Source organism: Methylobacterium sp. J-090 (genome assembly GCF_022829345.1).
Lineage (GTDB): Bacteria > Pseudomonadota > Alphaproteobacteria > Rhizobiales > Beijerinckiaceae > Methylobacterium.
This window is the reverse complement of the sequence record NZ_JAKSXV010000002.1, coordinates 1-11,213: the sequence shown is the minus strand read 5'-3', so window position 1 is coordinate 11,213 and position 11,213 is coordinate 1. Positions and strand designations below refer to the sequence as shown.

8 protein-coding genes, 1 pseudogene and 1 other annotated feature are annotated in these 11,213 nt (G+C 64.0%); of the genes and pseudogenes, 7 read left to right on the top strand and 2 right to left on the bottom strand.

Annotation, left to right across the window (positions count from 1 at the left end):
- The 3 genes from MKK49_RS00045 to MKK49_RS00035 form a co-directional block, all read left to right on the top strand.
- The coding region (locus tag MKK49_RS00045; protein WP_244025961.1) for a hypothetical protein at positions 1–189 on the top strand (189 nt) is incomplete at its 5' end.
- Positions 190–436: 247 nt separating this feature from the next.
- Positions 437–1,639 carry an alpha/beta hydrolase gene (locus MKK49_RS00040; protein ID WP_244025960.1) on the top strand — a complete coding sequence of 401 codons (1,203 nt, stop codon included), beginning with the start codon at positions 437–439 and terminating at the stop codon, positions 1,637–1,639.
- 182 nt (positions 1,640–1,821) lie between these two features.
- On the top strand, positions 1,822–3,744 hold the full coding sequence (locus tag MKK49_RS00035) for a cation:proton antiporter (protein WP_244025959.1): 1,923 nt from the start codon (positions 1,822–1,824) through the stop codon (positions 3,742–3,744).
- A 414-nt stretch (positions 3,745–4,158) separates the two neighbouring features.
- On the opposite strand, the gene MKK49_RS00030 is transcribed toward MKK49_RS00035, so the two are convergent.
- Entirely contained in the window at positions 4,159–5,844 is a 1,686-nt protein-coding gene (locus MKK49_RS00030; protein ID WP_244025958.1) for a methyl-accepting chemotaxis protein, read from the bottom strand.
- Between the two features lie 508 nt (positions 5,845–6,352).
- Entirely contained in the window at positions 6,353–6,565 is a 213-nt protein-coding gene (locus tag MKK49_RS00025) for a DUF4287 domain-containing protein (protein ID WP_244025957.1), read from the bottom strand.
- Positions 6,566–6,822: 257 nt separating this feature from the next.
- Between MKK49_RS00025 and MKK49_RS00020 the strand changes: the two genes are divergently transcribed.
- From MKK49_RS00020 to MKK49_RS00005, 4 genes and pseudogenes are all read left to right on the top strand, one after another.
- Positions 6,823–7,452, top strand: coding sequence for a GNAT family N-acetyltransferase (locus tag MKK49_RS00020; protein WP_244025956.1), 630 nt, complete (start codon positions 6,823–6,825; stop codon positions 7,450–7,452).
- A 166-nt stretch (positions 7,453–7,618) separates the two neighbouring features.
- Positions 7,619–8,430 (top strand): annotated as a pseudogene (locus tag MKK49_RS00015) (IS3 family transposase); the annotation flags it as partial.
- Positions 7,900–8,016, top strand: a sequence feature (AL1L pseudoknot). (Overlaps the previous pseudogene by 117 nt.)
- 386 nt (positions 8,431–8,816) lie before the next feature.
- Positions 8,817–9,509 carry a GntR family transcriptional regulator gene (locus tag MKK49_RS00010; protein ID WP_244025955.1) on the top strand — a complete coding sequence of 231 codons (693 nt, stop codon included), beginning with the start codon at positions 8,817–8,819 and terminating at the stop codon, positions 9,507–9,509.
- 89 nt (positions 9,510–9,598) lie between these two features.
- A complete protein-coding gene (locus MKK49_RS00005; RefSeq protein WP_244025954.1) occupies positions 9,599–10,945 on the top strand; it encodes a dicarboxylate/amino acid:cation symporter in 1,347 nt (448 codons plus the stop codon).
- The last annotated feature ends 268 nt before the right edge of the window (positions 10,946–11,213 follow it).

Below are 11,213 nucleotides of genomic sequence, written 5' to 3'. Positions count from 1 at the left end.
GCCCTGCGAGACCAAGACATCAACCTGACGCAGCTTGGCAACAATCTCTTCAGCCGTATGCTTCTTCCGTCCCATGACAACATCCTCCACATGGCTCAAAGCCATACCTCAGGGAGGACCACTTTTCAGGGGGCAGGCCAGTCGACCAAGAAGGTTCGCGTTGTCGTCGCCTCTCCCTTCGGTAACTGAGCTCTGCCGGCCGGCACGGTTGTCCGATGGTCCAGGAGCCTATCTTCGGGCTTGCCGTCCGCACCCCGCCGCAATCATCCGCTAGGACTTCCCGGCCTCGACGGAGCGTGACCCGGTCACCCGTCCCGGCCATGGTTCGGGGGTGCGGGTGTTTCCACGGTTTGCATGTGCCGAGCGGGCACTGGCCGCCACGCTGGTAGCCGCCGTCCTTGTAAGCCTCGGGGCCTGCGGCGGACGCCCGACCGGCGTGCTGCTGCCCATCGCCGAAGCGGCACCGGTCGCCGGCACGTCCCGCGTCGAGATGCTGGTCGCCACGACCCGCAAGTCCGCGACCGACCGTGGGGTGCTGTTCTCCGGCGAGCGCGGCGAGGCCGTGACCTACACCGATCTCGCGGTGTCGATCCCGCCGGATGCCACCCGCCAGCCCGGCACCGTGCAATGGCCAGAACGCCTGCCCGGCAACCCCGCCACTGACTTCGTCGCACTGCGCGCCGATCCGGTCGACCGCTCGAAGGTCGCGGCCTGGACCGGCAAGGCGGTGCACGGACGAGGCAAGCGCCACGTCCTGGTGTTCGTGCACGGGTTCAACAACAAGTTCGAGGACGCCGTCTTCCGCTTCGCACAGATCGTGCACGATTCCGGTGCCGAGGTCGCGCCGGTGCTGTTCACCTGGCCGTCCCGCGGCTCGGTTCTCGCGTACGGCTACGACCGGGAAAGCACCAACTTCTCTCGCAACGGCCTGGAGACGCTGCTGCGCGACCTCGCCAGGGACCCGAACGTCGGCGAGGTCACGGTCCTCGCCCACTCCATGGGCAACTGGCTGACCCTTGAGAGCCTCCGGCAAATGGCCATCCGGGACAAACGCGTGGCGCCCAAGATCCGGAACGTCATCCTGGCGGCCCCGGACGTCGACATGGACCTCGCCCGGAGCGCCTTCCACGACATGGGCAAGGACCGCCCGCGACTGACCCTGATGGTCTCGGGCGACGACCAAGCGCTCGCCGTTTCGCGTCTCGTCTGGGGTGACAGCGTGAGGCTCGGAGCCATCGACCCGAACGCCGAGCCCTACAAGTCTGAGCTGGAGCGCGAGAACATCGGCGTGCTCAACCTGTCCTCGGTGAAGTCGGACGATGCCCTCAACCACGGGAAGTTCGCCTCCGGCGACGTCGTCGCGCTGCTGGGCAAGCGGTTGGCGGATGGCCAACCAATCTCGGATGGCAAGGTCGGGATCGGGGACAAACTCGTGAGCACGGCGGCGGGTGCCGCCTCCACGGTGGCCACCGGTGCCGCGCTGGCAGTGGCGGCACCCGTGGCCCTCGTCGACCCGCAGACCCGTGAGAGCTACGGCGAGCATCTCTCGAACGTCGGCAGCGGTTTCAGGGACGCCGTCGGCTCGACGGTCGACCTCGCAGGGGCACCGGTCCGCGCCGTCACAGGCGCCGGGCGGTAGTACGCCGGCCGCCGACTTCGGCGACGTTGAATTTTCCGGACTCGGTCGGGAATTGTTGTCCCATAAACAAGGAACAGTGGCCGCATCCGTGTGGGTGACAATGCCTCGGGCGGGGATACTGGCTTGAACCTATCAAGCCGTGTCGCCCTGGGTGCTCGCCGCCCCCTTATCCGGATGCGGATATGCTATCCCTCGTCTTCGAGGTGATGCGGACGAACCACCGACGGCTTTCGGACGGTTCCCGGGCCTACGACGATCCGGCCTGGAGCGCTTTGATGGAAACTAGCGTGGCAACGGCGGTGTTGTGCATCGTGGGCGGCGGCATCGCGGCCCAGGTTCTCGCGGCGCGCCTGCGCATCCCGGCCATCGTCCTCCTGCTCGGGGTCGGGTTCCTCGTCGGGCCCGTGCTCGGCTGGCTGCACCCGTCTGCCGAGTTCGGTCCGAATCTGCGGCCGCTGATCGGCCTGGCGGTGGCCATCGTCGTCTTCGAAGGCGGTCTCGCCCTCGACTTCCGCGAACTTCGTGCGTCCGGCGAGGGCGTACTCCGGCTCACCGCCTTCGCCCTGCCCATCAACTTCGTTCTTGGCACGCTCGCCGCCCACCTGATCGGCGGGATGATGTGGGGGCCGGCTTCTGTGTTCGGGGCCATCCTCGTCGTCACCGGACCGACCGTCATCCTGCCGCTCCTGCGCCATGCCCGCCTGGAGCGCCGCTCGGCCGCGTTCCTGAAGTGGGAGGCCATCGTCAATGATCCGGTCGGCGCCATCCTCACGGCAGTCGTCATCGAGATCCTCGTCGAAGTGCCCAACCACGTGGCGGAGGAAGCGGTGGGTTCCCTCGCGCTCCACCTCGCGGAGGGCGTGCTCGTCGCCAGCGGACTGGGCGTTGGTTCGGCGCTCTTCGTGGCTTGGGCATTCCGGCGCGACCTCATCCCGGAGACGCTGAAGACGCCGGTCCTGCTCGCGCTCGCACTCGTCGCCTACGTCGTACCGAACCTGCTGATGCACGAGGCCGGCCTGATCGGCGCAACCGTGTTCGGCATCGCGCTTGCCAACCGGCACGTTCCCGGGCTGGGGGAACTGCGCCGCTTCAAGGAAGCTCTCGTCGTCCTTCTGGTGTCCTGCCTGTTCGTGGTGCTGACCGCCGACCTCGACGTCGCCGTCCTCGGCAAGCTGACCCTGCCGATCCTGGGACTTACGGCGGCGGTCCTGTTCGTAGTGCGCCCGGCGGCGATCTGGCTCGCGACCCTGCGCAGCGACCTCTCGTGGCGCGAACGCCTATTCGTTGGCTGGATCGGGCCGCGCGGCATCGTCGCGGCGGCCGTGGCCGGCCTTGCCAGTCCGAGGCTGAGCGCGGCCGGCTATGCCGGCGGCGACCTCATCCAGCCGACCGTGTTCGCGGTCATCGTCTCGACCGTGCTCGCCCACGGGTTCTCACTGGCACCGCTCGCGCGCAGGTTCGGCCTCTCGACCGCCGCCGATACGCAGCGCCTCGCGGTCGTCGGAGCCTCCCCATGGGCAAGCGATCTCGTGATCGCGCTGCATCGAGCGAGTGTGCCGGTCGTGCTGGTGGACACCTATCCTGGCGCCCTGCGAACGGCACGGGAAGCCGGGGTGCCGACGTTACAGGTCGAGCTTCTGTCACGTCACGCCGAGGAGATCTTGGCCGACCATCCGCCGGACCACCTGATCGCCGCCACCCGGGACGAACTCTACAACGCCCTTGTGTGCACGCGGCTGGCCCCCGAACTCGGCCGGGAGCGGGTCTACCAGCTCGCGCCCTCGGCCGACCACCTACTGCACGAAGACACCGGGGTCAGCCGGGATGCCCGCGGCAAGGTACTCGGTGACGGGAACCTCGACTTCGATGCCTTAGCCGGACGGCACGAGGCGGGATGGGGGTTCTTCATAGTCGGATCCGACGACAACCATGCCGAGGGCGACCTCCGCTTGCTCTCGATAGGTGAAGACGGTGTCATCGACCTCTTCTCGGCCGACCATGAGCCCAGAGAGGCATCCAATGGTAGAAGACTGCTCGTCCTTCGCTCTCCGGTCGTCAAGGCGTCGAGCATCAAGCGCGACGAAATCGCGCCCGTACTCCTGTGAAACAAACGTTCTTCGTGACGCTTTTCGTGCCCCAGTGGAAAAAAGCCGTGGCTATCCAGGGGATCGATGGTTTGGACGGACCGTCATGAGCGGTCTGTTTAAGCCATCGAGCTAGCGTTCAGATTATACTCGCTTTTAGTATGTCGGACCATTGCCTAAATCAAGTTCTGCACCGGCGCGGGCTCAATGCTTGCAACGATTGGTTTCCCGTCGTTTAGCCGACCTTGGGGCAACGTCCGCTTACGGGCGACGCTCGCGACAGCATGTACGACCATGTTGGGTCGCAACCCGTCCGTCCGTTCTAAGACCGAGTCGGGTGGCTTTCTGCCGGTCCGCTTCCGCTCTCAGATAGAATGGAAGCGGACGTTAAAGCGCTCAAACGATCAATCGCGCTTGAGCGACGATAGGTTCAGGTCAAGCAGCACGCACGGTGTCGAGGAAGCGTCCGACCTCATCGGCGAGGTGCTCGGACTGGCGCGAGAGTTCGGAAGCCGCGCCGAGCACCTGGGCGGCCGCCGCACCGGTCTCCTCGGCTGCGCCCGCCACGCCCGCAATGTTGCTGGTCACCTCCGCCGTGCCCAGCGCCGCTTGGCTCACGTTGCGCACGATCTCCTGCGTCGCCGCCCCCTGCTGCTCCACCGCAGCGGCGATCGAGGTCGCTACGTCGCTGATCTCGCGGATCCGTCCGGTCATCCCCCCAATCGAGGTCACCGCCTGACCGGTCGAAGCCTGGATTTGCGCGATCTGGCCCGAAATCTCGATCGTCGCCCGCGCCGTCTGCTCAGCCAGCGCCTTCACCTCCGCCGCCACCACGGCGAAGCCCTTGCCGGCAGCGCCCGCGCGCGCCGCCTCGATGGTGGCGTTCAACGCCAGCAGGTTGGTCTGCCCGGCGATGTTCGAGATTAGCCCAACCACGTCGCTGATCCGCGAGACCGCCGCGCTTAGCTGATGCACCAGGGTACCCGTATGGTCGGCCTCGCGCACCGCAGCGTGGGCTAGATCGGCCGAGCCAACGACCTGGCGCCCGATCTCGACCACTGACGAGCCGAGTTCCTCGGCGGCCGCCGCCACGGTATTAACGTTGGTGCCGGCCTCCTCGGCGGCAGCCGCCACCGTAGTGGACTGGCTCGCCGTCTCGGTCGCCGTCGCGGTCAGGGTCTGGGCGGTGGCCTGCAGCTCGGTGGCCGAGGACGAGACCATGCCGATAATGCCGCCCACCGCCGTTTCGAAGTCGTCGGCCATCTGGCGCATCCCGGCCTTGCGCTGCGCCTCCGCCGCCAGTCGCGCCTCCGCCGTGTCCGCCTCCAGCTTGCGCGTCCGGATCAGGTTGTCCTTGAACACCTGAACCGCCGACGCCATCGCGCCGATCTCATCCCGGCGGTTCCGAGAGGGGATATCGATGGTGGTATCACCTCCGGCCAGTTCGGCCATTGTATGGGTCATGCGCTCGATCGGTCGCGCGACGCCGAACAGGCTGAACAGCATTGCGCCAATGGCGGCCGTCAACGAGATCGCCATCGCCATCCACGCCGTGATCTTTGCCGAGGCGGCGCTGGCCATACTCAATTCGCCGCTGCGCTGGGCTCCATCCCGGTTCAGGTCGACGGCCTTCTGCAAGGCACTCACAGCACCGTTATTCAAATCGGACATCTCCGAACTAACGGTGAGCGCCAAGGCGTCAGCCTTCCGACCTGCCTTCATGAGACCGATAACGGTCTCCTGACTCTCAACGTAGCGTGTCCAGAGGGGCGTGAAGGTATCGTAGATCCCCTTCTCCTCGTTGGAGCTGATCAATGGTTCATAGGCCCGGCGCAGACCGTCGAGAGTTTTTAGGGAGGTCCTTAGGCCAGCTTCGTTCTTGTCCAAAGCCTGCGGTGTCTCTGAGGCAACGACAAAGCGGTACAGTTTTACCCGCACATCACGCGTTGCCGTGCTGATCGTGTTCACGACGTTGACAGAGGGAAGCCAGTTCGTGGTCACTTCGTTCACGTCGCGCTCAATTGCCCTGAGCTTGAAGACACTGGTTGCGCCCTGACCCGCCGCGGCAACGCCGAGCAATGCCATAGAGCCGATGAGAATGGATTTGAGGGAGACGCGCACGCGATCCAGCCTATGGAGATTGAACGAATACATATTGATTTACAATGGTTAACAACTTGTTTTCTGCTTACGATCCAGCACAATCGATGTACTGCAGCGGCTTGTTGCGGACTAGAAACTCTTTTGGCCACCCGACGCAGCGCGCTCGCGACTTTGTCCTTCTCGACGTGGAAGTGCTTCGGATCGCGGTGGCTCGGCCGTATACGATTCTCGCGATCGGCAAGCGCGTCGAGGTCGGTTCAGCATCCAACGCCTCCTGCATGAGGCGCTCAGCGGCTACTTTAAGGATGTTGGCTCAAGCCTGAACGATTTGACCGGCGTGCACAGGCACTCAGAGGTCGTAGGAATGGAGCACGGACCTACGGCTGATTTCTGCACTGTTCGATAAGCTCCCGAACGACTGATTTGGGTCGGAGCCGGATCGTCCGCTTTAGGGTGACGGGTCAGGGTCTGCTCCTTTGACCGGTTCGTGAGGGAAGCGGTCATTCCGCGTTGGCAGCTCAGCGACCTACGCTTTTCCCACTGACAGCACGTAGGCAACGATCGCGTTGGCGTGGCCATGACCCATGCCGTGCTGAACCTTCAACATCGACACTAGGTCCATGTGCTTTGCCGGCAGCTGATCCCGAACGATTTGCTGCCATTCGCCGATGGGGCGGCCGTACTTTTTCTCGATGGACGGGAAGTATGAGGCTGGTCCCTTAATGGGTTCGGTGGACACGAGTCGCAGTCCTTTGCATGCGTTAATCAGCGACAGCTTTGTCGCATGTCGCTCAGACCGCAACTCCACTGATGGCATGGTAGGCCCACCCGTTCCCGCAATGGGTCGGAGCCGGAACGTCCGCTGTAGGGCGAGGGGCCAGGGTCTGATCGCCACCCTTCACGGATGTTTGGGATGTCCACTGGTCGGCATCGCGACTTGACGAAAGTGTCGGGCGTACGCTCGGATCACGCTCGTTTCTCTGACGGGTGATGCACATGCAGAACCTCGACCAAGCCTCGATCACCGTGCGCGACGGATCGTCGTCCGATGTGGCAGAGGTTCTTCGTATCTACACACCCTATGTCCTGCACGGACTGGCAACGTTCGAGGAGGTGCCGCCTACCCTCGAAGAAATGACGAAGCGGCGCGAGTCCATCGTCACCTTGGGACTGCCCTACCTCGTGGCGAGCAACGGTGATGGGGTCGTCGGCTACGCCTACGCCACCACCTATCGACCCCGCCCCGCCTACCGTCACACGGTCGAGAACTCGGTCTACGTCACGCAAGCTTCTCATCGGAGCGGGGTGGGAACGGCTTTGCTCCAAGTGCTGGTTGCCCGCTGCGAGGCTGGCCCTTGGTGTCAAATGGTGGCGGTGATTGGGGACAGCGCGAACGCCGGCTCGATCGCCCTGCACCGGAAGACGGGATTTACGCACGTCGGCACCCTGAGTGCGGTCGGCTTCAAGCACGGTCGATGGGTCGATACCGTGCTGATGCAGCGGGCGTTGAGCGTTGATCAAAGGCAGCGGCGTGACGACCCACGTCCGCTCGACCCGTGTCTGCTCTGCGGCACCCTGACGACTTCTGCTGCCCACCCACCGCGGACGTTCCCACGGTCAAGCTGATTGAGGTCAGACCCTAAACACGGCATGCGCATTTCCGAGATCATCGCCGAGGCCGGCACCACGAGACTGATCAGCCCGGTTTCTGGGTCCAAGCCCCGCCCTGCCGGTGATCGCTATGAACTGCACCGGGTTTCCCGGAGGCTCCAACCCTTGAGAGGATGGAGCGATGACGAATCGAACCCCACGGTATTCCCCTGAGGTCCGTGCCCGCGCGGTACGGATGGTGCTGGACCACCAAGGCGAGCATGCCTCGCAATGGGCGGCGATCACCTCGATCGCGGCCAAGATCGGCTGTTCGGGCGAGACGCTCCGGAACTGGATCCGTCAGTCCGAGCGGGACACGGGACAACGGGGCGGCCCGAGCACGGACGAACGCGAGCGGATCAAGGCACTGGAGCGCGAGAACCGCGAACTCCGCCAGGCCAACGCGATCCTCCGGAAGGCGTCGGCGTATTTTGCAATGGCGGAGCTCGACCGCCGGTCGCGGACATGATCGCCTTTATCGACGACCATCGCGCCACCTACGGGGTCGAGCCGATCTGCAGGGTCCTGCCGATCGCCCCGTCGACGTACCATGCGCATGCCGCGCGACGCGCCGATCCCGGTAGGCGACCGGCAAGAGCCAGGAGCGACGCGGCGCTGATGATCGAGATCCGGCGCGTGTTCGAGGCGAACTTCCACGTCTACGGCGTGCGCAAGCTCTGGCGGCAGCTCGGCCGGGAAGGGATCGTGGTGGCCCGGTGCACCGTCGCGCGGCTGATGCGGGCAATGGGACTGAAGGGCGCCGTGCGGGGCAAGACGGTCCGGACGACGATCCCCGATCCAGCCGCGGTGTGCCCGCTCGACCGGGTCAACCGCCAGTTCAAGGCATCACGCCCGAACGCGCTCTGGGTCTCCGACTTCACTTACGTCGCGACTTGGTCAGGCTTTGTCTACGTGGCCTTCGTGATCGACGTCTTCGCCCGCCGCATCGTCGGCTGACCGCCAATCGGATCGCATTTGTGAACACGGCTCACTACCGCGACACGCCCAGCCGACCCGCGGGCGCCCTGATGATCATGGAAGGTCGAAGTCTCACACTCGGTCCGAGGTCATCGAAGCCGCCTGCGGCCGGCGGCGCTCTGGTGATCATGGAAGGTCGAGGTCTCGCGGTGATCTCGGCCATAAGCTGACCTTACCGAACCAAATTCACCTCCCACCATCCATTCGCGGAATCATCGTGTTGGAACTTGTGGAACGGTCACCTCGCCGGGAACGGTCTGTTTTTAGACCCTAGGGGTGATGGAGCGCCTTTGATTGCGCTAGGCCGCGTGATCCCTTGATGCTGGTACGCTGTTTGCTAGCCAGTCTTGTATGGAAGCCTGATGCACATGCAAGTCCCCGAAGCCCTGAACTCGATTGATCGCATTATCGTGGATGCCATCCTCGCAGGCCGCATCACGGCCGGAACCCGCCTCGGCGAGCAGAGCCTTGCCACCCTGTTCGCTGTCTCTCGGACGATAGCCCGCGAGGCGTTGATCCGGCTTGAAGCACGTGGAATTGTCCAGGTCAGCCCTCGTCGCGGCTGGTTCGTGATCAAACCGTCCTTCGAGGAAGCCCAAGAGGCGTTCCAAGCCCGACAGGCCATCGAGATGGGCATTCTGATGGCCGTCCAGCACCCTGGGCCGGAGGTCGTGGGGAAGCTGCGAGCCCACATCATCCGGGAGCGGGCGGCCATCGCGTCCGGCGACTTGGAGGCACGCAGTTTCTTGCTCGGCGACTTTCACGTCTGCCTTGTCGAGGCCCTTGGCAACCGCGTGCTCGCCGACATCCTACGCGACCTGACGGCACGCACTGTCCTGATCTCAGCGCTCTACCAGTCCAACCACGACGCGACGGTCTCTTGCGACGAGCACGAGGTGATCACCGATGCGCTGGCCGTCGGCGACCTGAAGCGGGCCGCCGACCTCATGGTTTCTCACATCGGCAACGTCGAGGCCGGGCTTACGCGAGCCAAGGACGATGATCCGCTGACTAATCTCCGCCACGCCCTAAAGCTCTCATCGCGACAAGAATGAGAGCGGGTTTGGCGGGGTAAAATAAGAAAATCTGTCACCGACTTGCGTGCTGCGTATCACCCAATTCGAACTCTTGAGGAGATCACGTGATGTCGGCTCATTCTGTTCCGCTTCCAGCACCAGACAAGGCAAGCGAACCGCTCTACAAATCTCTGTTCTTCCAGGTCGTCGTTGGGCTGGTGCTTGGGATCGTGCTCGGCATGGCTGCGCCAGACTTTGCGATTGGCCTGAAGGTGTTCAGCGACGGCTTTTTGAAGCTGATCTCGATGATCGTTGCGCCGATTGTGTTCTGCGTCGTCGTTCACGGCATCGCCGGGACCGGCGATCTGAAAAAGGTTGGGCGCGTTGGTGTCAAGGCGCTTGTCTACTTCGAAGTCATGACAACGGTGGCACTCGCACTCGGCGTTGTGCTCGCCTACCTCGTCGGCCCTGGCCACGGAATGAACATCAACACCGCCACCCTCGACGGCAAGGCGCTCAGCACATACGCCGACAACGCGCACAAACTTCAGGGCGGCGGCTTCTCCAGCTTCATCCTCAACATCATCCCGACGACATCGTTCGATGCCCTGGCACGCAACGATGTGCTCCAGGTGCTTTTCTTCGCGATCCTGTTCGGCATCGCGTTGTCCCTCTACGGCGGCGAGCAGGGCCGTAAAGTCACCGATCTGATCGACGCCGTATCGGGCGTACTGTTCAAGGCCATGGGCTTGATCGTCCGGTTCGCTCCGCTCGGTGTGCTCGGCGCGGTGGCCTACACAGTCGGCAAGTACGGTGTCGGCTCGCTCACCCAACTGCTCTCGCTAGTCGGCTTGTTCTACGTGGCGGTGGCGTTCTTCGTGATCGTCATCCTCGGCTCTGTGTTACGGATCGCCGGCGTGAACATCTTCAAGTTCCTAGCGTACCTGCGTGAGGAACTCATGATTGTGCTCGGAACGGCCTCGTCCGATGCCGTCCTTCCTCAGATCATGCGCAAGCTAGAGTACATGGGTGTGAAGCCCTCAGTCGTGGGGCTGGTCGTGCCCACAGGCTATTCGTTCAACCTCGACGCCTTCTCGATCTACCTGACGCTCGCGGTGGTATTCATCGCACAGGCCACCGGCACGCCGCTCTCCTTCGGCGATCTGATGCTGGTACTCGGCGTCTCGCTCGTCACCTCGAAGGGCGCGCACGGCGTACCGGGTTCGGCGATTGTTATCCTTGCGGCGACGCTGAATGCCGTCCCCTCGATCCCGGCCATCGGCCTCGTGCTCGTGCTGTCAGTTGATTGGTTCATTGGCATGGCGCGCGCCGTGGGCAACCTGATCGGCAACTGCGTCGCGACCGTCGTGGTCGCGGCCTGGGAGGGCGATCTCGATCTGGCTCGGGCTCAGGCTGTACTCAACAACCCACCGTCCGACATCGCGGTGATCTCGACGGGCGAACAGCCAGCCTGAGGTCGAAACTCCGACCGCTCGCGATTGTGTTCAGGGATCGCGGGCGGTCATGTCTCGGAAGGCGTGATTGGTTTAAGGCGAAGATAGGTTAGGCATCAATGAGCAAGTTGCGAGTGACGGCAGGGCCGTGGCCTGCCCCCGTTCGGTGGCCCATGTTCGAAGTTAGTGCATCGTCGGTCGCGTGACGATGGCAGGGCGAGCGGACGGCACTGATCCGCTCGGTTCGGTTGGCCAGATGAGGACCTCTGGCGCAGGCGGCTGGTAGCCG